Source organism: Parapedobacter lycopersici (assembly GCF_040395035.1).
Lineage (GTDB): Bacteria > Bacteroidota > Bacteroidia > Sphingobacteriales > Sphingobacteriaceae > Parapedobacter > Parapedobacter lycopersici_A.
Genome location: NZ_JBEBRB010000003.1, coordinates 1 through 22,447 on the forward strand (window position 1 = coordinate 1; position 22,447 = coordinate 22,447).

20 protein-coding genes are annotated in these 22,447 nt (G+C 48.6%); 12 read left to right on the forward strand and 8 right to left on the reverse strand.

All coding sequences use genetic code 11. The features are described 5' to 3' along the window. Positions 1-98 precede the first annotated feature (98 nt). The 4 genes from ABWO75_RS01560 to ABWO75_RS01575 all read right to left on the reverse strand — a co-directional run bounded on the left by ABWO75_RS01560 (position 99) and on the right by ABWO75_RS01575 (position 3,705). Complete coding sequence (locus ABWO75_RS01560) at positions 99-443, reverse strand: four-helix bundle copper-binding protein (protein WP_353181869.1); 345 nt, start codon at positions 441-443, stop codon at positions 99-101. Positions 444-541: 98 nt separating this feature from the next. Further along, positions 542-1,462 carry a M28 family peptidase gene (locus ABWO75_RS01565; RefSeq protein ID WP_353181871.1) on the reverse strand — a complete coding sequence of 307 codons (921 nt, stop codon included), beginning with the start codon at positions 1,460-1,462 and terminating at the stop codon, positions 542-544. Between the two features lie 204 nt (positions 1,463-1,666). After that, on the reverse strand, positions 1,667-2,506 hold the full coding sequence (locus tag ABWO75_RS01570; RefSeq protein WP_353181873.1) for a prephenate dehydrogenase: 840 nt from the start codon (positions 2,504-2,506) through the stop codon (positions 1,667-1,669). A gap of 26 nt (positions 2,507-2,532) precedes the next feature. Continuing rightward, the gene (locus tag ABWO75_RS01575; protein WP_353181875.1) at positions 2,533-3,705 is read right to left on the reverse strand and encodes a pyridoxal phosphate-dependent aminotransferase; all 1,173 of its coding nucleotides are present in this window, start codon (positions 3,703-3,705) and stop codon (positions 2,533-2,535) included. A 92-nt stretch (positions 3,706-3,797) separates the two neighbouring features. Between ABWO75_RS01575 and ABWO75_RS01580 the strand changes: the two genes are divergently transcribed. From ABWO75_RS01580 to ABWO75_RS01600, 5 genes are all read left to right on the forward strand, one after another. Next, positions 3,798-5,618: an ABC transporter ATP-binding protein gene (locus tag ABWO75_RS01580; protein ID WP_353181877.1), complete on the forward strand. Its 1,821-nt coding sequence runs from the start codon at positions 3,798-3,800 to the stop codon at positions 5,616-5,618. A 50-nt stretch (positions 5,619-5,668) separates the two neighbouring features. Beyond that, a complete protein-coding gene (gene mqnE / locus ABWO75_RS01585) occupies positions 5,669-6,874 on the forward strand; it encodes an aminofutalosine synthase MqnE (RefSeq protein WP_353181879.1) in 1,206 nt (401 codons plus the stop codon). Between the two features lie 14 nt (positions 6,875-6,888). Then, entirely contained in the window at positions 6,889-7,515 is a 627-nt protein-coding gene (locus ABWO75_RS01590) for a histidine phosphatase family protein (RefSeq protein WP_353181881.1), read from the forward strand. Continuing rightward, the gene (locus ABWO75_RS01595; RefSeq protein WP_353181883.1) at positions 7,515-8,264 is read left to right on the forward strand and encodes a menaquinone biosynthetic enzyme MqnA/MqnD family protein; all 750 of its coding nucleotides are present in this window, start codon (positions 7,515-7,517) and stop codon (positions 8,262-8,264) included. The genes ABWO75_RS01590 and ABWO75_RS01595 overlap by 1 nt, the downstream gene beginning before the upstream one ends. 157 nt (positions 8,265-8,421) lie before the next feature. Further along, positions 8,422-8,880: a MarR family winged helix-turn-helix transcriptional regulator gene (locus ABWO75_RS01600; RefSeq protein WP_353181885.1), complete on the forward strand. Its 459-nt coding sequence runs from the start codon at positions 8,422-8,424 to the stop codon at positions 8,878-8,880. Positions 8,881-8,891: 11 nt separating this feature from the next. Here ABWO75_RS01600 and ABWO75_RS01605 read toward each other — a convergent pair whose 3' ends face one another. Continuing rightward, positions 8,892-9,644: a ZIP family metal transporter gene (locus ABWO75_RS01605; RefSeq protein ID WP_353181887.1), complete on the reverse strand. Its 753-nt coding sequence runs from the start codon at positions 9,642-9,644 to the stop codon at positions 8,892-8,894. Next, complete coding sequence (locus ABWO75_RS01610) at positions 9,641-10,225, reverse strand: phosphatase PAP2 family protein (RefSeq protein WP_353181889.1); 585 nt, start codon at positions 10,223-10,225, stop codon at positions 9,641-9,643. Before ABWO75_RS01610 ends, ABWO75_RS01605 begins: the two co-directional genes overlap by 4 nt. A gap of 229 nt (positions 10,226-10,454) precedes the next feature. Here ABWO75_RS01610 and glmM point away from each other — a divergent pair, with 229 nt between their 5' ends. The 4 genes from glmM (at position 10,455) to ABWO75_RS01630 (ending at position 15,740) form a co-directional block, all read left to right on the forward strand. Continuing rightward, positions 10,455-11,837 (forward strand): phosphoglucosamine mutase, encoded by a 1,383-nt coding sequence (glmM, locus tag ABWO75_RS01615; protein WP_353181891.1) that lies wholly within the window; start codon positions 10,455-10,457, stop codon positions 11,835-11,837. Positions 11,838-11,929: 92 nt separating this feature from the next. Continuing rightward, on the forward strand, positions 11,930-13,369 hold the full coding sequence (locus ABWO75_RS01620) for an arginine deiminase family protein (RefSeq protein WP_353181893.1): 1,440 nt from the start codon (positions 11,930-11,932) through the stop codon (positions 13,367-13,369). 9 nt (positions 13,370-13,378) lie between these two features. Continuing rightward, positions 13,379-14,290, forward strand: a complete 912-nt coding sequence (gene ctlX, locus ABWO75_RS01625; RefSeq protein WP_353181895.1) for a citrulline utilization hydrolase CtlX — start codon at positions 13,379-13,381, stop codon at positions 14,288-14,290. A gap of 76 nt (positions 14,291-14,366) precedes the next feature. Continuing rightward, positions 14,367-15,740 (forward strand): glycoside hydrolase family 140 protein, encoded by a 1,374-nt coding sequence (locus tag ABWO75_RS01630; protein WP_353181897.1) that lies wholly within the window; start codon positions 14,367-14,369, stop codon positions 15,738-15,740. Between the two features lie 6 nt (positions 15,741-15,746). On the opposite strand, the gene ABWO75_RS01635 is transcribed toward ABWO75_RS01630, so the two are convergent. After that, positions 15,747-16,745: an acyl-ACP desaturase gene (locus tag ABWO75_RS01635; protein ID WP_353181899.1), complete on the reverse strand. Its 999-nt coding sequence runs from the start codon at positions 16,743-16,745 to the stop codon at positions 15,747-15,749. A gap of 116 nt (positions 16,746-16,861) precedes the next feature. Between ABWO75_RS01635 and ABWO75_RS01640 the strand changes: the two genes are divergently transcribed. From ABWO75_RS01640 to ABWO75_RS01650, 3 genes are all read left to right on the forward strand, one after another. Beyond that, a complete protein-coding gene (locus tag ABWO75_RS01640) occupies positions 16,862-17,308 on the forward strand; it encodes an NUDIX domain-containing protein (RefSeq protein WP_353181901.1) in 447 nt (148 codons plus the stop codon). Positions 17,309-17,421: 113 nt separating this feature from the next. Next, positions 17,422-18,690 carry a Gfo/Idh/MocA family oxidoreductase gene (locus ABWO75_RS01645; RefSeq protein WP_353181903.1) on the forward strand — a complete coding sequence of 423 codons (1,269 nt, stop codon included), beginning with the start codon at positions 17,422-17,424 and terminating at the stop codon, positions 18,688-18,690. A 28-nt stretch (positions 18,691-18,718) separates the two neighbouring features. Then, positions 18,719-21,511, forward strand: coding sequence for a 3-keto-alpha-glucoside-1,2-lyase-like domain-containing protein (locus tag ABWO75_RS01650; protein WP_353181905.1), 2,793 nt, complete (start codon positions 18,719-18,721; stop codon positions 21,509-21,511). A 22-nt stretch (positions 21,512-21,533) separates the two neighbouring features. On the opposite strand, the gene dapA is transcribed toward ABWO75_RS01650, so the two are convergent. Then, entirely contained in the window at positions 21,534-22,412 is an 879-nt protein-coding gene (gene dapA, locus ABWO75_RS01655; protein WP_353181907.1) for a 4-hydroxy-tetrahydrodipicolinate synthase, read from the reverse strand. Between the last annotated feature and the right edge of the window lie 35 nt (positions 22,413-22,447).

A 22,447-nucleotide genomic window follows, 5' to 3' on the forward strand; every position in this document is an offset into this window, starting at 1 on the left:
ACCGCCACGTTCGGGGATGGGAAAAAACAAGTGACCATGCGCCGGTATGGATAACTTTGACGGATCAGTAAATTGACTCCGAGGGCATACACCTGAAATCAGTCGATCATTTTACGGCACGCCTCCGCACAGTCCCGGCATGCTGCCGCGCAGGCCTTGCAGTGATCGGTGTCATGTTTTTCACAGGCTGCGGCACAATCATCACATACCTGGGCGCATAGTGCACACAGCTGGTTTACATACCCTTCGTGACCGACTCCACTTGTCTTTGCCATAAATGACGCGGCCATTCGGCAAATTTCCGCACAAAAACGATCCAGGTGAATGCAAGTAGCCATGGCACTTATGTGCTCTTCCATAAGGCACGCTGTTGCACAGTGATCGCAGGCATCGGCACAGGTATAACAAGCGGCGATGCAATCTTTATATTTTTCCTGTATCATAGCAAATTCGGATATGGTGTATCATTAATGCTAACACCTGTATTGCTGTATTGTTTAATCCGAAGTCTGCATGAATTTGCGGGATAGGTGAGATTTCCCTACGGAGTAACCGGTTCGCGCTCCATGGGCCGTGTCTTGATTAGACTGGGATTGCGGTCTATTTTCTCCATTACATCCAATATGGTTCGTACCGACTGGTAAAAGAAATCGGGCTGGATATTCTCAAATGTGTCGTCCGGTGTGTGGTAGCCCGGATGATCCTCTACGCCGAAGTAAATAAATGGGATATGTTTTGCGTGGAAAGCTGCATGATCACTTTGCGTGGTCCAGTCAGCTGGTCCGGAGCCCGGAATATCATGACCTGCCCTAAGCCTGACATGGGGATTTTCGCTTTTTACCAAAGGCAATAAATACGGATAATGATACGTGCCGCTGGCATATAGTTCGTGGTTTTCATTCCGGCTGATCATATCCATATTCACATTCAGCATCATAGTCGACAGTGCCAGCGGCGGATGGGCCACAAAGTACCGAGCGCCGCGAAGTCCCATTTCTTCGGCATCGAAGGCGGTGAAAATAAGCGTGTGGTTTGGTTGATGGACACTGTAATACCTGGCCAGAGCCAGTAATCCCGCTACACCACTCGCATTGTCATCGGCACCTAGATACACTTCACCTTGACGTTCCCCAAGGTGGTCATAATGTGCGGAAATAACCACCGCTTCATGTTGTTTGCCCGGGATGTATCCGATAATATTGTATCCGTTGACGCTGTCATTCAGCGGAAATTGCTGAAGGTAGCCGGGTGTAAAAGCGGTCAGGCCTAATTCAGTAAACCGATCAACAATATAGGTTTTTGCTTTTTCGTGACCAACGGTACCCGGCTTTCTTCCGGAGAACTTCGCAGATGATAAGGTTTTGATGTCATTGATTAACTGTATTTTATCGATGGGCTGTGCCCGGGGCGTGCAGGCCCAACTGAAAAAAAGAAGAAAAAGAATACAATGCCTGATTTCCATAATCGATATACTAAGCCGCGGCCCCGGAATAAGCGTCCACATAAATAATTGTTAAAAAAATAGACGCCCATAAAACAAAAGAAAAATATGGGCGTTATAAGTGTAGGTTTAGGTTGATAAAAAAACATTTCGTTTTTGCCGCGCTTCCCCAAAGGCGCGGTTTTTTTATGTCTTTGCTGCCGGGCCCTTACGGGCACCGTTTCGCTATTTGAGTATCCTCCGGATTTTATTAGACTTTTTAATCAGCTTGTGAAACGTTTCATAATCTTCCGCGGCCAGTACATCGTATACATTTTGCAGCTGCTTGATGTGCTCCCGGAGTACTTCAAGTACGTTTTCACGGTTTTGACGAAAAATAGGCGTCCACATATCCGGTGAGCTTTTGGCCAGTCGTACGGTGGATTCAAATCCAGAGCCTGCCAGCTCAAAAATCCGGCCCTGCGATTTTTCTTTTTCCAGCACGGTAAGCGCCAACGCAAACGATGTGATATGCGAAATGTGGGACACGTAAGCCGTATGCACATCATGTTCCCGTGCGTTCATAAAGGTAGTCTGCATCTCCAGGTGATCGGTAATGGCGTCCGCTATTTCAAATGCATCGTCGTCACTGTTTGTCGCATCCACGTACACCATTACTTTCCCTTTGAACAGTCCGGGTATGGCTGCTTCCGGTCCCGAATATTCAGTCCCAGCCATCGGGTGGGCAGCAACCAGCCGGCCACGCTTCGGATGATGTGCAATGGCTTCGATAATTGCGGTTTTGGTAGAGCCCATATCGATAATAACCTGGTTGGTGACCTGGTCGAGAATATGAGATAGCGAACTTAGGATGGCATCTACCGGCATGGTTAAAAAGATGACATCCGCTTCCTGGATTGCCGTATCCAGTGTTGCTGCTTCGTCAATGAGTCCAAGCTGCAGCGCCTTTTTTAAATTGCTTTCGCTTTTATCTACGCCAATAACTTTCTTGACAACTTGTTTTTCCTTTAGGGTGATGGCAACCGACCCGCCAATGAGTCCAACGCCAACTATGGCTATATTCATTGATGTGAAATTATTCGTCTGTAAATTTAGTGCAGCGCCACCGCTGCCTTGGTGATCCGATTGATGGCCGTGTCAAAGGTTTCTTCGGTGGCACAGAGGCTTACGCGGATATAAGCGTCGCCACCGCTGCCAAAAATGCCTCCCGGCGTAATGAAAACCCGCGCTTTCTGAAGAATTTCATCGCTCAGCGCATAGCCGTCCGCGTACCCTCCCGGAATATGGGCCCACACAAAAAGACCGACCTGGTCCCGATTATACACACAGCCCAGCCCATCCAGCAACTGATACACCTTTTTGCGCCGGTTCCGGTACGTTTCATTTAGTGATGCATACCAATCCGGTCCCAGGGACAACGCCTTGGCGGCGGCAAGCTGCACAGGAAGAAACATGCCCGAGTCCATATTGCTTTTAAAACGAACAATCTCATTAATGCGTTGCTCGGCCGCAGCCAGCATGCCGACACGCCATCCTGCCATGTTACCTGACTTGCTTAGGGAGTTGAGTTCGATGGCAACTTCCAGTGCGCCATCGATGGCCAGGATACTCTGTGGTTGTTCGTTTAAGATAAAACTGTATGGGTTATCGTGGCATAATAAAATCTGATGCTGTTTGGCGAAGGCTACCAGCTCACCGAAAAAAGAAGCAGGTGCCGCTGCGCCGGTAGGCATGTGCGGATAATTCAGCCACATCAGTTTCACCCGGCTTAAATCAAGTTTGGCCAACGCATCCAGGTCGGGTAGCCAGTTTCGCCCCGCATCCAACGTGTACGGAATTGCGGTTGCCTCACTGAGACGGACGGCAGAAGCATACGTGGGATAGCCCGGATTGGGAATGAGTGCCTCGTCACCGGCTTGGAGATAGGTCATGCAGACATGTACGATGCCCTCCTTGGAACCGATCAACGGCAATATTTCCTTTGCCGGGTCGAGTGAAACCCCATAATAGCGGCTATACCAGTCGCCAATCGCCTGTCGCAGAGCCGGAATACCACGGTAATTCTGGTAACCATGGGTGTTTGGTTGTTCGGCATATTCACTGAGCGTCTGGATAACGGAAGGGTGCGGAGGCAGGTCCGGACTCCCGATGCCCAGGTTGATGACTTTTTCGCCATTTTGGTTCAGTTGGTCAATTTCCCGTAATTTTTTGGAAAAATAATATTCCTCGGTGTGCTGTAAACGCCCAGCAACGTGTATTTGCATCGTATTTCTTTTGAGCGACTAAATTAAGTAATCTTATCCGTTTTTCCACGCTACCTCTCTTTTTCATACCTTTGCTGCTTGCTTATTAGTTGATGAAGACATACCTGCGATTACTTTCATATGCCAAGCCGATAGAGAAATATGCAATTCCCTATGTGTTGTGCACATTGATCACGGTTGTTTTCAGTACCTTAAACCTGGCATTGCTAGCTCCGTTGCTGCATACGCTTTTTTTGGCAGAGGGTGCCGAAGCGATGGTTGACAAACCGGAACAGTGGCATGATGTGCTGGGTTATTTCACTTACTATGCACAACAAGCCAACCTGCTGTACGGACCTTATGGGGCGTTGAAATGGGTCTGTATAACCATTGTCTGCTCGGTATTCATCAGTAATCTTTTCCGTTATTTCTCCCAGCGTGTGATGGAAAATTTACGCATCCATACGCTGCTGAACCTACGACGTACGGTCTTTGATAATGTGATGGATTTGCACGTGGGCTATTTCAGTAATCACCGTAAGGGAGATATTATTTCCAAAATCGCTTCTGATGTGCAGGTGGTTCAGTTTTCGGTAACGGGTACGTTGCAGGTTGTCTTTAAAGAACCGTTGCAGCTGCTGGCTTACCTGGTGATGTTGTTTCTGATTTCATTTAAGCTGACGCTGTTCACGATCCTGGTAATCCCGGTCTCAGCTTTTATCATTTCCCGGATTGTGAAGCGGCTGAAGGCTCAGGCAAAAGAAGCACAGCAGGTGTATGGAAATATGATTACCTACCTGGATGAGGCACTGTCGGGGATTAAGATTATCAAGGCTTTCAATGCCACTGAATTTATTAAAAAGCAGTTTAACGACGAAAACACCTATTTCTCCAAGCTCAGCCGCCGGATGGTGAGGCGCCAGCAATTGGGATCGCCTGTGTCGGAGTTGCTGGGTGTCATTATGGTCGCTGTGATCCTGCTTTATGGCGGACACCTTGTGCTGAGCGGCTCTGGCGAGCTGGCTGCAACCGATTTTATTGCGTATATCGCATTGTTTTCACAGGTTATGCGCCCTGCCAAGGCACTAACCGATTCTTTCAGTAACATTCATTCCGGGCTGGCTGCGGGCGAACGGGTACTCGAGTTAATTGATCAGCAAAGTGCAATCCAGGATGCACCGGATGCCAAAGTAATCACCAGCTTGAACGAAGGCATCCAACTGGAGAATGTGCATTTTTCATATGGCGATAAAGAAGTACTGAAAGGGATTAATCTCACGGTTCCGAAAGGGAAAACGGTAGCGCTTGTTGGTCCATCAGGAGGAGGGAAGTCCACGCTGGTCGATCTGATCCCGCGGTTTTTGGACGTGTCCGATGGGCATGTGCTGTTCGATGGGATTGATGTACGTACCCTGCGTGCCGACTCCCTGCGCCAGCTGATCGGCTTGGTTAACCAGGAGTCTGTATTGTTTAATGACACGATTTTCAATAATATCGCATTCGCGACACCCGATGCAACGGAAGAGGCAGTCATTGCGGCGGCCAGGATTGCCAATGCCCACGAGTTTATTCTTGATGCTGAGCATGGGTATCAGACGAATATCGGTGACCGGGGAACGCGACTGTCGGGTGGACAGCGCCAGCGGATTTGCATTGCCCGTGCGGTATTGAAGAACCCGCCGATTCTGCTTTTGGACGAAGCCACATCGGCATTAGATACCGAATCCGAAAAATTGGTGCAGGATGCGCTTTCGCGGTTGATGGAAAATCGGACAACCATTGTAATCGCCCACCGGCTGAGTACCATTCAGAACGCGGATAAAATCGTCGTACTGGAAGCAGGCCGTATTGTGGAGGAAGGTAACCACCAGCAGTTACTAGCCCAAAACGGACTCTACAGACGCTTGATTGATATGCAGCAATTTGGTGATTAATTGCTTTTCCGTGCAAGTTTCGCTAAATTTGCAAGATAAGATTTCAGGATATGGATGCCGGAAAAAAACTCACTTTCCTTCTCAATAATACACACCTCGACAACCGTTTAAAAGCCATCGCTGAAAAAGTATATCACGGTGCCCGGATAAGCGAGGAAGAAGGCGTGTTATTATTCGAAAAAGGAGAACTGGGATATCTTGGAACGCTGGCTAATTTTATCAGGGAACGGCGGCATGGCGATCTGACCTACTTTAACCGTAATTTTCATATCGAACCAACTAACCTCTGTGTATACGATTGCAAATTCTGCTCATATTCCCGCTTAATTAAGGAGCGGGCCGATGGCTGGGAAGCAACGATGGAGGAGATGCTTAACCAGGTGCAATCGTACGATGGTGAACCGGTAACCGAAGCCCACATTGTAGGAGGAGTACTGCCTCAGTATAATATGACCTTTTATATGGAGCTGTTTTCGGCCATTAAACGCCACCGGCCCGACCTGCATATTAAGGCACTCACGCCGGTTGAATACCATTATATCTTCAAAAAAGCGAAGGTAGACTACGCAACGGGTATGGCCATGATGAAAGAAGCGGGCTTGGATTCGATGCCCGGCGGGGGAGCGGAGATTTTTCATCCCGAGATCCGCGAACAGATTGCAAAAGATAAATGTGACGCGACACAGTGGTTACAGATCCATGAGGTGTGGCATCAGCTGGGTATGCATTCCAATGCGACCATGTTGTATGGACATATTGAGCAGTACTGGCATCGGATTGATCATATGGAACGCCTGCGCGCGTTGCAGGACACAACCGGAGGATTCCAGACGTTTGTGCCGCTTAAATTCCGGAATAAGGATAACCAGATGTCACACGTTGCTGAATCGTCCGTCATCGAAGACCTGAAAAATTATGCGGTCAGCCGGATTTACCTTGATAATTTTCCGCATATTAAGGCTTACTGGGCAATGATCAGCCGGGAAACGGCTCAGTTGTCGCTGGGGTTCGGCGTGGATGATATTGACGGTACGCTCGATGACACGACCAAAATTTATTCCATGGCAGGTGCAGAAGAACAACATCCGGCAATGAGCACGCGCGAGCTTGTGGAACTTATCCGAAATGCGGGCAGGCATCCGATTGAACGCGATACCCTGTATCGTGTCATTACCGATTACAGGGACGTTGTATTCGAGGAAAAAACTGCATCAACCCCTGCCGCTTATTATCAGTTGCCGGTATTGAATAAATAAGACACTATATATCGTTGAAAAAATCACTTTACATCATCCGCCACGGCCAAACGGATCTTAACCTTAAAGGGATCGTTCAGGGCAGGGGAATTAACTCCCCGTTGAACGATACCGGAAGGCAGCAGGCTGAAGCATTTTACGAACATTATAAGAATGAGCAGTTTGACAAAATTTATACGTCTACTTTACTGCGCACGCATCAAACGGTGGATTTGTTCCTCCGGCAGGGAATTCCCTGGGAACAGCTGGAAGGCCTTGATGAAATAGGATGGGGGATCTATGAGGGAAGGGAACAAACCCCTGAAGTGATGCAGGGCTTTCTGGAGTTGACCGGAAGCTGGCGGAATGGCGAACTGGATAGTAGTGTGGAAGGTGGGGAAACGCCTAACCAGCTGCTTGCCCGGCAGCGCCGTGCACTTGACCATATTATGGCTTCTCCAGATGAAGAACAGGTGCTGATCTGCATGCATGGCAGGGCAATGCGGGTTTTCCTGTGCATGCTCATAAACCGGGATATTGCGCTGATGGATGATTTTCCGCATACCAACACCGCATTATACCGGGTACATTTTAACGGCGAAGAGTTTGCCATAACAGATACATATAACATTAAACACCTGGAGGGACTTCTGACGGATTAATGGAAAAAGTGAAAGTTTCAGCGGTATCTTATACGAATACTTTACCGTTTATTTATGGGTTACAGCATTCGGATGTGATGCAGCACATTGACCTTGCACTTGATGTACCCAGTGAATGTGCACACAAACTAATTGATGGCCGTGCAGACCTCGGCATCGTACCGGTGGCAGCCTTACTGGATATCCCGCGTCCTCATGTCGTTTCTGATTTTTGCCTGGGGGCCTCCGGACCGGTCAATTCCGTGTTTATTTTCAGTGAACTGCCCATCGAAGAGATCCGTTCCATCCGTTTGGACGCGCAGTCGCGGACATCAAATGGCCTGGCGCAGGTGCTGCTCCGGTATTATTGGGAAAGGGAGGTGCTCGTCGTAGACCAGGGGGCTGCGGATGCCTATGTGGAAATAGGCGACCGCACTTTCGGGAAAAAGAATTTACATCCCTACGCCTACGACCTGTCGTTGTACTGGGAAAAATTTACGGGATTACCCTTTGCATTTGCTGTTTGGACGGCAAACCGGACGTTGCCCGATTCATTTATTCAATTGTTCAATCAGGCGTTGGCTTATGGCGTGGATCACCGGGAAACCGTTATCGACCGGCTTCCTCCGAGGCTTGATTTTGATTATAGGCAGTATCTGATGGAGTGTATTGATTATCAATACGACCAGGCTAAAAATGAAGCAGTGACATTATATTTGAAACTATTGAAGTCATTGAAAAATATTCCGGTGGCTAACAAAACAATCTGATCGCAGAAACTGTATGATAACTGACTTTACCTTAGCAGCCCGAATGTTTAATCAGCCCTAATTGATCCAAATGAATCCGGCAGGATTGAATAATCAGCTAACACACGGTGTCATGTTTATTTTACCGTAAAGCAGCTGGCCGTGAAGTAATAAGCAGATGAAAATCGAGGAAGAAATAAAAACGGACAAATTCGTCAATGAGCAGCACAGGGCTACGGTAAATATTGTATTTACGAGCAACTGGATTAGTCATGTTCTGGAGGAAAGGGCTGGAGAAGAGCAAATTACCCTGCAGCAATTCAATGTATTGCGGATACTGCGGGGCCGGCACCCAGAGCCGGCGACCAATAACCTGCTTAAAGAACGAATGATCGATAAAATGCCGGATATCTCCCGGATTATTGATCGTTTAGTAGTCAAGGGACTCGTATCCAGGGGACGATGTAATACCGACCGAAGGGCGGTAGACGTCCGGATCACTTCTGAGGGACTGGCTGTGCTGGACAGACTGGATGAGCGGATGCTGATGATGGATATGCTTCATCGGATGACGGATGAAGAATGCCGACAACTTAATGATTTGCTCGACAAAATGCGGGAAGCGGCCGTTAGGTAAAGGGTTATCTATCAATGTCCATGTCCGCCGGAATTCAGCAGAAAGTTTGCCAGCGCGACGGTGATTCCCAAAATAACGGCTATCATCTTCCGGCGGTTAAATTTATGGTGATCTGCAGAACCTGACTCAAAAAGGATAGTTGTAGAAATATGAAGGAATACGCCGATAACCATCGCCATGATCCGGTCGAAATAGCGCTCAATGTTGCCGATACCCCCTGAGCTGATTCCCTTGCTGAGCAGGAATCCGAGCGGCGTCATGATTGAAAACAGAATCAGCAAAAGAACGATCCCCCGTTTGGAGAGCGATGTATGTATTAACAGGCTTCCCAAAGCGAAGGCTGCAGGTACGTGATGGAGCGCAATACCAAATACCAATTCATTCTGATGGCGTGCAGCCAGAGGCATGCCCTCCAATAGCGCGTGCAGGCATAAACTGAGCATGATACCCAACGGAAAAACATTGCGTCGGCTTTCATGTGTGTGGTGCAGGTGTCCATGCTCCACACCGTGGGAAAACTGTTCCAGGACGAGCTGGAAAAAGAACCCCGTTAAAACATAGATACCAATGGTCTCCCGCGGTTCGCCCGGCGTATAATATACGTGAGGGAATAAATCCAGTACCGTGATGGAAAACAGGTAGGCCCCTGTAAACGAAAGAACCAGTTTCAGTGTGTTGGTATTATCACGCTTTACGAAAAACACGGCGATCCCGCTGGCAAATGCGGAAGCAAACAATAAGGCGAAAATGGAAAAATCGTTCATGCAGGGTTCTTTGCCAGGGTCAGCCCTGGCTGTAAAAATCGGAAAACCAGTCCTAACAGATAGCCAATGAGCGATCCTAATAATGCACCACTGATAATATCCAATGGATAATGTACCCCAACGTAGACCTGTGCAAAACTAATGACGACTGCCCACACCAAGCCGATCCATAGAATGGGTTTCCATCGTCGGTAAAATACCATGATCAGGAATACGGCAATCGCGAAGTGATTGGTTGCATGGGAAGACGTAAAACTATATCCGCTTCCGCATCGTACGCGTACGTTCACAAATTCCTTGAACTCGACATCATTGCAGGGGCGTACCCGCTGGACAGACTTTTTAATAACGGATGAAGAAGTAAAATCAGAAATTCCGAAAGTAACCAGCGTAAAAAGCACTACCAAAATGCCCTGCTTCCCATAGTTCTTCACACAAAAAATAATAATGAATAAGTAGAGGGGCGCCCAGGTATACCGATTGCGTAAAATAGGCATTAGCCAATCAAAAAACACATTACTGAGCCCCTGGTTGATACTGAGGAAGGCCTCCTGATCCAATGAGACAAGCTGGTCAATCATGTTGAATAGCTAATAAGTTGATAGTCATACAGTGATGAGATCCGATGCGCAAATATAGTGCTTTATTGCTTACGTATATGTCGCGGGATAAAATCCCGCTGATCATAATTGAAACAATGTTGCAACAAAGATAAGTATATATCCCGGATTTCCAACAAAGCAGAAAAGAGTTAGGTATGGAAAGGAGAGATTCCTTATTTTTACCACCCTACTGCAAAGACAAATCATTATGACACTTATCAAATCCATTTCAGGTATCCGGGGCACTATCGGAGGAAAGCCCGGAGAAGCACTTACTCCCATTGATGTTGTAAAATTTACCGCGGCATTCGGATCATTCATTAAACAGCGATCCGGAATTAACAGGATTGTTGTTGGCCGTGATGCGCGAATTTCGGGGGAGATGGTGCGTAACCTGGTGGTGGGCACATTACAAAGTATCGGGATGGATGTAGTTGACTTGGGTTTATCCACAACACCCACAGTTGAAATTGCAGTACCCGGTGAACACGCAGGCGGGGGAATTATCCTGACTGCAAGCCATAATCCGGCACAGTGGAATGCGCTGAAGCTGCTTAATGGGGAAGGCGAATTTATTAACGATGAAGAAGGGAAGCAGGTGTTGGAAATGGCTGAAAATTTTGATTTTAATTTCGCTGATGTGGAAAATCTGGGAAAGGTTCTTTACGATGATACATACCTGCAAAAACACATCGACCAGGTACTGGCCCTTGAGTTGGTGGATGCGGAGGCGATTCGTAAGGCTAATTTTAACATAGCGGTGGATGCTGTTAACTCAACCGGAGGGATTTTCGTTCCGGCTTTACTTGAGGCGTTGGGTGTAAGGAATATCCATAAAATCCATTGTCTGCCCGATGGGCATTTTGCCCATAACCCCGAGCCTTTGGCCGAGAACTTGACGGACCTGTCGGCATTGGTTATTGAACGGGGAGCCGACCTGGGCATTGCGGTTGATCCCGATGTCGACCGATTGTGCTTCGTAATGGAAGATGGTAACATGTTCGGTGAAGAATATACGTTGGTCGCTGTCAGCGATTACGTACTCCGGCATACACCGGGCGATACGGTGTCAAATTTATCCTCTACACGGGCGTTGCGCGACGTGACTGTACAACAGGGTTCCGTATATCATGCCGCGGCTGTGGGAGAAGTCAATGTGGTGACCAAAATGAAAGAAGTGAATGCGGTAATAGGGGGTGAAGGCAACGGGGGCGTAATTTATCCGGCTATCCATTATGGCCGTGATGCGCTGGCGGGAATTGCCTTGTTTTTAACCCATTTGGCAAAAAGCGGAAAGCGAATTTCGGAATTACGGGCGACATACCCGCCTTATTTTATGTCGAAGAATAAAATAACGCTCACGCCGGATCTGGATGTGGATCAGCTGCTGGTGGCCATGCAGCAGCGTTACCGGGAAACGCCCCACAGCACGATTGATGGGTTAAAAATCGATTTTGAGGAGGGATGGGTACACCTCAGGAAATCCAATACCGAGCCCATCATCCGGGTTTATTCGGAAGGGCCTACACCGGACCGGGCTGACGCACTGGCCCGGAAGGTTATGGAAGAAATCCGGGCAATAGTCGGATAACTGCTCCGCACAAACCGGAATAGGAACGCAGGGCCGGATTTAAATAACAGGCGAATTGTTCGTATCTTGTCATAGCCTTGTTTATGAACGATATGAAGAGACATCAAATTGGCGTTTCGTCCGAAACGGGTAAACTGCGACGGGTGTTAATCCATAGCCCCGATAGCGGCTTGGGGAAAGTGGTGCCTTCTAAGGCACAGGATTGGCTATTTGAGGATATTGTACACCTCGACACAATCCGTAGGAAGGAATATGACTATTATGTAAAGCTTCTGCTCTACTTTTTGGATCCTGATAAAATCAGGGGTCGATTGGCTGAAATCGATGATGCAGCACACCGGCGGAATTTTTATAAACCAGAACACACTGATTTTTATCGTTCATCCTTTGTTGTGGAATTGCAGGTGCTACTGCAAGAAATACTTGACGATCATACGATAAAAAGTCAGCTGGTTGCGGCTGTATGTGCACTTGAGGCCTGCAGCTACAAAATCCAACGGGAATTGATGACCTATAATTCAGCTGCATTGGCCCGTGTATTTTTCAGCGGTACATACAACGAACGGACGATGATTTTTCCGCCGATTCCCAATTTTATCTTTACGCGTGACATTGGCATTGTGATTAACGATCATATCCTGCTTAATAAACCCATGAAGGAGGCCCGAAAGCGAGAAGCCCTGATCGCGAAGTATATTTTTTTTCACCACCCTTATTTTTCGACTTGGCGGGCCAATATCATTGAGCTAACCGACACACAGCATCATTTTCTATTACCAAGTGATACCGACATGGAAAAGGTGACCCTTGAAGGCGGAGACGTCATGGTTGTCAGCAGACACCACGTACTGATAGGGATCAGTGAACGGACCAGCAGGGAAGCAGCTTTCCAGGCCATCCGGTGTTTGTTTGACAACGGGGTAGTAGATAAAGCTACCGTAATAAAAATTCCCAATAGACGGGACTATATGCATATTGACACCGTCTTTACCCAGATAAAGAGGGGTACTTGGGTGATGCTGGGCGATTTTTCCAACGCCCGTATCAAAAATTCGCAAAAAGATGAATTGCATCGGATATTGAACATAACGCCTAATCCGACCGACCAAGTTGAAATCATGCAATTTGAACGCGGAAACGAAGCAACTCCCAGGCATTTCGATACCTTGGAAGATCTACTTCGGGATATCAGCGTAACAGACCTTAATTGTCATTCAGCGGCTGTACAAATCATCTATTCGGGTAATGATACATTCCCGTACAACGCACGGGAACAATGGACGGACAGTTGTAATCTGCTGGCTTTGCGGGAAGGGGTGGTATTGGGGTACGACCGAAACGATCGCACAATTGAAGCCTTTGGAAATGCTGGTTTTGCCGTAGTAGACGTCAAAGATTTAATCGCTGCTTTTGAAACCGGGTCCCAGCACCCTGAAAAACTGAAGGATACGCTTATTCTTATGCCCTCTGCTGAATTATCGCGTGCGCGCGGTGGATTTCACTGCATGAGCATGCCCTTGTTACGTGACTAAAAAACGAAAATGACGATTCTGATGATCCGTCCGGCCCATTTCGAGTATAATCCGCAGACTGCGGTTAACAATGCGTTTCAGCAAAAGGGACCGCAGTATAGGGTACACGTGGATGCAGTAGCAGAATTTGATCATTTTGTTGAAGTGCTGCGGCAATACGATATAGATGTGCTGGTGGTACAGGACATAGAGATCCCGCATACACCGGACAGCGTATTCCCGAATAACTGGATTTCATTCCACCCCGATGGAACAGTGGTGCTTTATCCCATGTTTGCCCAGAATAGGCGATCTGAACGCAAAGAGACGGTTTTTAATGCACTTAGCCAGCGATTTGCCATCGGACAAATTATCGATTATACACATTATGAGGAAAATGACCGGTTTTTGGAAGGGACAGGTAGTTTTGTTCTGGACCGGGATAATCGCGTTGCCTTTGCTGCCCGTTCGCCGCGGACAGACGGCACCGTGTTTGGGGAATTCTGCAAGCAAATGAGCTATAGGCCAGTCTTTTTTTCATCGTTTGATACATCGGGAAGGCCGATATACCACACGAATGTGCTGTTGTGCATAGCCGACCATTATGCAGTCATTAATTTGGCAAGCATTCCGGAACATGAGCGCGCAATGGTACGGGAAGAACTGGAAGGTATCGGTAAAACGATCATACCGATTACCCCCGTCCAGATGCAGCAGTTTGCGGGTAATATGCTACAGGTGAGGAACAGGCAGGGAAAACCGTATCTTGTACTTTCTTCTCGTGCTTACCGCGCACTGTTGCCCGAGCAGGTAGCCCAATTGGAGTCTTATAATCCGATTATCCATGTATCACTGGATACGATTGAGGAAAATGGCGGCGGCAGCGCGCGCTGCATGATGGCTGAGGTATTTCTGCCCGTAAAGTCAGTGGCAAATCTGTAATTTCATCGCTATGCGTCAAGCTAATAATACACCGACTTCCTGCCGACCCATTGCTAGGGCGTTATGTGGGGTCTTCTTGTTGCTTCTTCTTAGTCATTGCCTCCGAACGGTTGCACAGCAGCAATGGCCGTGCAGTCCGCTTACCTTATCGGGGAATGGGCGTTACTTACAATATGAAGATGGTGCTCCCTTTTTCTGGCTAGGTGATACGGCCTGGGAACTTTTTCACCGGCTTACCAGGGAAGAAATTATCCGGTACTTGGATAACCGGAAATCGAAAGGATTTAATGTGATTCAGGCCGTTATATTGGCAGAAATGGATGGTCCGCGTGCGCCCAATCGCTATGGGGATCTCCCACTGGAAAACCTGGATCCGGAGCGGCCCAATGCATCTTATTTTGAGTTGGTCGACTGGGCCGTTGCGCAGGCACAACAGCGGGGCATGTATGTCAGCCTTTTGCCTACCTGGGGCGACAAGGTACTCCAACTGTGGGGACAGGGTCCCGAAATATTCAATGAAGTCAATGCATACCGCTATGGTTATTTTCTCGGTGAACGGTACAAACGCTTCTCCAATGTCATCTGGATGGTTGGAGGTGACCGTCCTGCCGTGACGGACTCCGTTGATTGCCGGCCGGTATGGCGGGCGATGGTGAAAGGTATCCGCGAGGGAGGAGGGACTGATGCTTTGGTGACCTATCACCCGGCCGGCGAATCATCCTCTACTAAATTCTGGGGAAACGAGCAGCTGCTTGATTTTTATACGCTGCAATCGGGACACCGTAAACGGGATCTGCCGGTCTGGGAGATGATTCAGCGTGATTTTAACCGGATTCCGGCAACTCCGATTTTGGATGCGGAACCCAATTATGAAGACCATGCCATCAACTGGAAAGCGGAAAACGGTTATTTTACCGATTATGATGTGCGGAAACAAGCCTACCGATCGGTATTTGCCGGTGGGACCGGTGTAACTTATGGTAATCATGCCATCTGGCAATTTTACCAACCGGGCGTTGCACCCGTTACGGATGTAGACCGCTATTGGACTGCGGCGTTGGACAGGCCTGGGGCCTCCCAAATGGTTTACCTGAAGGAACTGGTGCTCTCGAGACCAGCATTAACGCGTGTGCCGGATCAAGGCATAATCAGGGAAGGGCAGGGAGCAGACGGGGAGTATATCACGGCATACCGTGATGAAGCGGGTACATATGCGATGTTATACTTACCGGTAGGTAAACGGGTGGTTGTCGGAACGGGATGGTGCAATGCGGGTGAGCTCACCGGTTGGTGGTATAATCCACGTAACGGCGACGCACAGTTAATCGGCAACCTGAACCGGCAAGATCAACTTACAGTCACCGCGCCTACACTGGGAAATGGGAATGACTGGGTACTCGTGCTGGAAAATGCGCAGATGTATCGCGCTGCACCGGGAAGCCTCAAATGATAAGGATTACCTGGCGTGTATCCAGCTGAAGCTGTAAGGTTTATCCGGTATGCGCATGCGGTCGGCCAGACGGAGCAGTCGATCGGGCAGGCGCATCAGGTAATCCCGGGCGCGTTCACCAGCCTCATTGAGTTCCCGTACCGATTCAATATTCCATTCCCGCAACAATTCTTTCAGAATGTCCACGTAATCGACGGCTGTATAGACACCGATCCGCTGAGCAGCGTCAGAAAAGTGAGCAAACGCCTCACCCTGTGGCTGTCCGGCTTCACGGAGCAAGTGTGCGGGCATGACAATCTTTTTGCGCATCATGTCTTCGAAGGCGATCATCACTTCACTTGCATCCACCTCAAGTGCCTTGGAAATAAATGACATATAGGCTTTGGCGTGCCGTGCCTCGTCAGATGCAATTACACCGCACATTTTTGCGAGAAGTTTATCGCCGTCTCGTTTAGCAAACCCGGCAACACGCCGATGTGAGACGTTCGTGGCCAATTCCTGGAAGGAAGTATAGATGAAATTCCGGTAAGGGTCATTTCCTGTGCCAATGTCAAAGCCATCCTGCAGCAGGTATTGTGTGGATATCTCCATCTGCCGCATGTCAACACAACCGGAAAGATAAAGGTATTTATTCAGTAAGTCTCCATGCCGATTTTCTTCCGCTGTCCATGCGCGCACCCATTTCATCCAACCGCCCTGCTCGTGCTTTTCCACATCTTTGACCATAGTAAGCCACGACTCATACGTAGGAAGGGCTTCTTCGGTAATCGTGTCGCCAATAAGTACGGCTACCAAATCATATGATAGTTCCTTGGCACTTTCCTGTAATTCCTTTACTTCTTGGAAAAAAGTATCACGCGAAGCGTCTGGCAAAAAATCCGCCGGTTGCCACATCTCCTCAACGGGTTTCAGGTATTCGCTCATCTCATTGAGCATAAACGGCTCTAAATAAGCCATTACCTCTTTGCGTGATCCCTCGGGTATCTGTTGGTTTAACTCTTGCATAATTTCTTACAAAGGTAGGTAAAATAGACTTGTAATCGCTTTCTGTTATGAAGAATATGTTAAAAAATGACGCGAATCACATTTAAGACTTACCTTTAGCACCAATCAAATGGCTCATGAACAGATTTAATGTCCGGGTTTACGGTATTTTGCTCAATGATAAACAAGAGGTACTCATCAGCGACGAACGGGAGTATGGAATCGAATTCAGCAAATTTCCAGGTGGCGGGCTGGAATTTGGCGAAGGCTTGATTGAAGGACTTCAGCGCGAATTTATGGAGGAGTGTCAGCTGGAGGTTGACGTTATACAACATATTCACACAACAGATCGTTATCTGAAATCGGCATTCGACGACAGCCAGGTTATTGGGGTGTATTACTTGGTAAGAAGCGACGGCAGGCTGAACTGCCGTATCGGAAAACATCCCTTTGACTTCGACAGTGATACCGAACCTAATCAGGTTTTTCGCTGGATGAGCATCCATCAGTTAGATCCCGAAACCCTCACGTTTGAGATGGATCGGATTGCCTGGCAGGCATTTTTAGCGACGATGCGGCCCTGAGACCGGTTAAGCAATCGTTTGCTTAACTATTGGATTTGCATGGTAACGGGAATATTACTATTTTAGGCAGTGAAAGACCAATTTACTTCCAATACTACCTAAAATATGTACCTATGACGGAAAATAATAAATCCCGCAGGACATTCATCAAACAATCACTAACCGGCGCTGCTGCGTTCACCATCGTGCCCCGTTTTGTCTTGGGTGGCCAGGGCTTTTTGGCGCCGAGTGATCAGCTGACCAAAGGCGTGATCGGGGTTGGTGCAATGGGACGTGGCCACCTGCGCTACGCCGGTGCACGAACGGTGGCTATTTGTGATGTGGATACACGCCACCTTGCAATTGCCGCGGAGCAGATCGGGTATCCCGTAAAGCAATTCGCAGATTACCGCGAGCTGATTGAGCTGCCCGAGGTAGATATTGTCCACATTGCCACACCGCCGCACTGGCACGGCATTATGGCTGCCGAAGCCGCCCGTCGCGGGAAGGATATCTGGTGCGAGAAGCCTATGACCCGTACCATTGGCGAAGGCAAGCGCGTTGTTGAAGCCATCCGGCAACACGGCAACATTTTTCGTCTGAATACCTGGTTTCGGTTTCAGGATATTTTTTACGGGATGAATGTGCCGGTTAAGAAGATTAAGAAATTGGTGGATTCCGGAATGCTCGGATGGCCATTAAAGGTGACAATAAGCAGGCATACAGGCTTCGATTGGAAATTTTACTGGGTGGGTCGGGACAATCTCCCGGTGGAGCAGGCACCGCCCGAATTGGATTACAACATGTGGCTTGGTCCGGCACCCTACAAGCCATACAGTACACACCGTGTGCATACAACATTCCGGGGATATTGGGATTACGACGGGGGAGGATTGGGTGATATGGGACAGCATTACATCGATCCCGTACAATATTTCCTGAATAAGGATAACGAAAGTCCGATATCGGTAGAGGTGGATGCGCCACAGCAGCATAGCGATGCGGTTGGTATCTGGAGGCGCATTGAATTCACCTATGCCGATGGCTGTAAAATCATACTCGACGGAGAAGGCCGGGATGTTGGCATGCCCTATATTGAAGGTCCGGAGGGAAAGCTATATCGTGGATTTCAATCCGATATTCCTGATATGGAGCGCAGGTTGGCGGCTTTTCCGGAACCGGCAGCCCAGGTGACTGATTTTATTGAAGCGGTAAAAACGCGGCAACGGTTTGCCCTGAACGAGGAAAACGGCTATCGCTCCTGCACCATCGTCAACATGGGGCTCACAGCGCTCCGCCTGGGGAGATCGCTTAAGTTCGATTCGCAGAAACAGGTGTTCGTAAATGACGATGCCGCCAATAGACTGCTGGACCAACCTATGCGCGGGCCGTGGTCGATATAAAGATAATGAAAACGTTGATTTGATTGTTATGCTAAAACCGATATACACTTTCCTGTTCCTGCTCATATTGCAAACGCTTGCCTATGCACAGGACCCCCAACAGGGGAACCGCGACAAAATAGCCGCTGTATTGGCATTACAGCCAGCGGAAACTTCGACAGGGCTTAAGGTATCCATGACACTGCTCGAAGCATTTTCACCTTCGGAAATCGCAGATCTCCTGTTACGGCTGCGTCCTCCCGGCCAAGGGAATAATGCAGCCATTGAATACGCTACAAACAGTTATAGCTACTACGTCATGCAGCCTGGAAAATCGACCCAACGGGCAACTTTTGTCAAGGGCACACTGATGGCACTGGAGACAATAAAAGATAATGATAACAGGGGCTATCTTATCCAGTTATTGCAAAATGCAGCTGATGATACCGCGATTGAGGCACTAAGCGATTACCTGAACGACCCTTACCTCAGTGAAAAGGCTGCCCGGGCACTGGCTAGGATCGACACAGAACCCGCAGGTAGGGCATTACTGGATGGGCTTGCCGGTGCTACAGGTGTTGAGGCAATACAGCTGATCAATGCATTGGGGTTTATGGCATATAAACCCGCGGAATCCGCGATAATAGCCTACGCTAGTCTTCCGGATACTGCGATGCGTCGGACGGTTTTTTTTGCGCTTTCACGGCTTGGTAGCAATGTGTCCGGCGCTGTACTCGAGAAAGCCGCCCGGGACGCCGCATATGCCTATGAGCCGACGCAGGCGACAGGCGCTTACCTGAATTACGCACATCGGTTGCAGGCTGAGGGGAACGCGGCAACGGCAGCTAAAATTGCGTCTAGGGTGTTTAAGGGAGCGGAGCGGGCTGGTCAGACACATACCCGCGGAGCCGCGTTGGCATTACTCACGGCCATTCATCCAGACAAACAGAAGAAAACCTTGATTCGGGCTGCCAAAGACGACGACATTGTATACCGGAATAGCGCACTCCGTATATTGGCTCCCCAGCTGAACGACGGGGATGCGGCACAGCTTGTCCGGGGATTTTCGGGATTGGATGAGGAGGTACAGGTAGATCTGTTGCGATTTTTAGGAAAACAAAAGCAACAATCGGTATTGCCGGAGGTAAAGCATGCGCTGCAAAGTACGTCACCATTGGTTCGCATTGCCGCGATCAATGCCTTTTATCAGCTCGATGCCGAAAATGCCGTCCCTGAGTTGATGCGATTGCTTCCGACGAGCGAAAGGGAGGTCAGCCAATCCATCCAGGAGGTACTGATGACGACCGATAACGAACAGCTTCCGCAATTATTGATGGATGTGTTAGCTGCCAGTCCGTCGCCGGAAACAGCGGTCATCATATTGGAATTACTGGCACATCGTGGCGTAGGAGAGGCGATGCCTGCGGTGATCGCTCGAATTCAGGGTGATGCTCCGACCGAAGTAAAAGCAGCCGCTTTCAGCGCGCTGCCTCAGCTAGCGCGGCCAGAGGATTTGAAGGTTTTATTACAGCTGCTTAGCCGTGCTGGCGGTGAGGAAGTGTCGCCGGTACAACAGGCGATAACGATCGCGGTCAACCGGAGTGAAAGCAAAGCCGAATTAACCGAGCAAGTGATTTCGGCGTTGCATGCCGCAGACGCTCCGCAGCAGGCTGTCTTTTTTCCTGTTTTGTCGGGCATTGGTGGTAACAAATCGTTAGCTGTGGTACTGGATAATACAGAAAACAGCGATCCCGAATTGCGGAATGCCGCCGTTCTTGCGCTAGCCGCATGGACAACTGTCGAAGCATTACCCCACTTGGTCGATCTCAGTCGCAGGGTAACGGATGCCGGCGAGCTGGATGCTGTGGTAAAAGGGTTGGTTCGATTAGTTGGCATATCCGATGCCCCAGCACCCCAAAAGGTGCTTTTGCTCCGTGATGCATTTGAAGTAGCACGGACGAGCGAACAAAAGGAAGGAATTTTGCGTGCACTTGAAGCGAATAAAACATATAATGCTATGCTGTTTGCCGGCCGTTTTCTGGATGACGAACAGCTTAAATCAACTGCGGCGAATACAGTCATGAATATTGCCCTGGAAAACCGCAACCTTTACGGAAAGGAAGTAACCCGGCTATTGGATAAGGTTAGTGGAATTCTTTCAGGAAGCGAAAGCAGCTACCTTCGCGCAGCCATCCGTAAACACCTTGCTGAATTACCCGAAGATGCTGGTTGGACATCGCTGTTGGGGGAGGATAACTTATCCGGATGGAAAGGCCTCGTTGGTGATCCAATTAAACGGCGGACCATGAGTGAATCCGCATTGGTCGCGGCACAGCAAAGGGCAGATGAACAGATGCATGCGGGTTGGTACGTGAAAGGTGGGATTTTGCATTTCCGTGGTTCAGGAAATAATATAGTAACTGAACAGCAATACAGTAATTTGGAAATGTTAATCGACTGGAAATTAGATAAAAAAGGTAAGGATGGTGATGCTGGAGTTTACCTAAGAGGCACTCCTCAGGTGCAGATTTGGGATACTTCCCGGATTAATGTCGGTGCACAGGTTGGTTCCGGCGGGCTGTACAACAATCAGACCCATGAAAGCAAGCCGCTTACCGTTGCCGATAATCCATTGGGAGAATGGAATACGTTCTATATTAAAATGATAGATGACAGGGTAACGGTATACCTTAACGGCATACTGGTGACTGACAACGTGGTGCTGGAAAATTACTGGGACCGAAGTCAGCCGATTTTTCCAAGCGAGCAAATTGAACTTCAGGCACATGGTACGCAAGTATCTTATCGTGACATTCATATCCGGGAACTGCCCGCAAAATAAGATAATAAAGAAAAGTAAGGGCCTAACGCAACAGTTCCAGCTCGCTGATGATCGCCTTTTTTGTAGCGTCACTGACTTCCACCAGTGGTAACCTGACGGTACCGCCACAGATGCCCAGCTGGGTTAGTATGTTTTTTATGCCGGCAGGATTACCCTCTACAAAGCACAGTTCCGTAATGCGGATGAGTTTATTGTGCATTACTCGTGCCGATGCGTAATCGCCAGCGCTGCATAGCCGGGCCAATTCAGCAATTTCACGGGGAAACGCATTTGCCACAACGGAAATAATTCCAGCGGCCCCCAATGCCATCATGGGAAGTGTCATCGGGTCATCCCCCGAGATCAGTAGAAATTCTTTTGGTTTGTCCCGCATGATCCGGCTGAACTGGTCAAAACTTCCTGAGGCATCTTTTGTGGCTATAATATTATCAAAATCCCGGGCTAGCTTAACGGTGGTTTCGGGACTGATATTACTGCCAGTCCGTCCCGGAATATTATAAATAATCAGTGGGAGCGGAGTTACGGCGGACAGCGCTTTATAATGTTGATAAATGCCCTCTTGCGTCGGTTTATTATAATAAGGGCTTACAGATAGTATTGCTGTATAACCAGTCGTATCGAATGTAGTTAACTGATGTGCGATCTCGGCGGTGTTATTGCCTCCGATTCCCGCAACAAGGGGAATACGCCCGGCTGCATGCCGTGCAGTAAAATCCCAGACAGATTTACGCTCTGTTTCCGAAAGCGTAGCCGTTTCACCGGTAGTTCCCAGGGAAACAAGGTAATCCATCCCGCCCTTGATCTGATGATCAATCAATTTCTCCAAACCGCCGAAGTCAATTGTTCCATCTGCATTAAATGGAGTGATCAAAGCCACTCCCGCGCCGTTAAGCTCGTCCATGATACCTTATTTTCCTGTAATGTATTTTATATGAA

Excerpts from the sequence above, each read along its gene's own strand:
- ABWO75_RS01560 (WP_353181869.1), bottom strand. The coding sequence starts at position 443 with ATGATACAGGAAAAATATAAAGATTGCATCGCCGCTTGTTATACCTGT.
- ABWO75_RS01565 (WP_353181871.1), bottom strand. The coding sequence starts at position 1,462 with ATGGAAATCAGGCATTGTATTCTTTTTCTTCTTTTTTTCAGTTGGGCC.
- ABWO75_RS01570 (WP_353181873.1), bottom strand. The coding sequence starts at position 2,506 with ATGAATATAGCCATAGTTGGCGTTGGACTCATTGGCGGGTCGGTTGCC.
- ABWO75_RS01575 (WP_353181875.1), bottom strand. The coding sequence starts at position 3,705 with ATGCAAATACACGTTGCTGGGCGTTTACAGCACACCGAGGAATATTAT.
- ABWO75_RS01580 (WP_353181877.1), top strand. The coding sequence starts at position 3,798 with ATGAAGACATACCTGCGATTACTTTCATATGCCAAGCCGATAGAGAAA.
- mqnE (WP_353181879.1), top strand. The coding sequence starts at position 5,669 with ATGGATGCCGGAAAAAAACTCACTTTCCTTCTCAATAATACACACCTC.
- ABWO75_RS01595 (WP_353181883.1), top strand. The coding sequence starts at position 7,515 with ATGGAAAAAGTGAAAGTTTCAGCGGTATCTTATACGAATACTTTACCG.
- ABWO75_RS01600 (WP_353181885.1), top strand. The coding sequence starts at position 8,422 with ATGAAAATCGAGGAAGAAATAAAAACGGACAAATTCGTCAATGAGCAG.
- ABWO75_RS01605 (WP_353181887.1), bottom strand. The coding sequence starts at position 9,644 with ATGAACGATTTTTCCATTTTCGCCTTATTGTTTGCTTCCGCATTTGCC.
- ABWO75_RS01610 (WP_353181889.1), bottom strand. The coding sequence starts at position 10,225 with ATGATTGACCAGCTTGTCTCATTGGATCAGGAGGCCTTCCTCAGTATC.
- glmM (WP_353181891.1), top strand. The coding sequence starts at position 10,455 with ATGACACTTATCAAATCCATTTCAGGTATCCGGGGCACTATCGGAGGA.
- ABWO75_RS01620 (WP_353181893.1), top strand. The coding sequence starts at position 11,930 with ATGAAGAGACATCAAATTGGCGTTTCGTCCGAAACGGGTAAACTGCGA.
- ctlX (WP_353181895.1), top strand. The coding sequence starts at position 13,379 with ATGACGATTCTGATGATCCGTCCGGCCCATTTCGAGTATAATCCGCAG.
- ABWO75_RS01635 (WP_353181899.1), bottom strand. The coding sequence starts at position 16,745 with ATGCAAGAGTTAAACCAACAGATACCCGAGGGATCACGCAAAGAGGTA.
- ABWO75_RS01640 (WP_353181901.1), top strand. The coding sequence starts at position 16,862 with ATGAACAGATTTAATGTCCGGGTTTACGGTATTTTGCTCAATGATAAA.
- ABWO75_RS01645 (WP_353181903.1), top strand. The coding sequence starts at position 17,422 with ATGACGGAAAATAATAAATCCCGCAGGACATTCATCAAACAATCACTA.
- ABWO75_RS01650 (WP_353181905.1), top strand. The coding sequence starts at position 18,719 with ATGCTAAAACCGATATACACTTTCCTGTTCCTGCTCATATTGCAAACG.
- dapA (WP_353181907.1), bottom strand. The coding sequence starts at position 22,412 with ATGGACGAGCTTAACGGCGCGGGAGTGGCTTTGATCACTCCATTTAAT.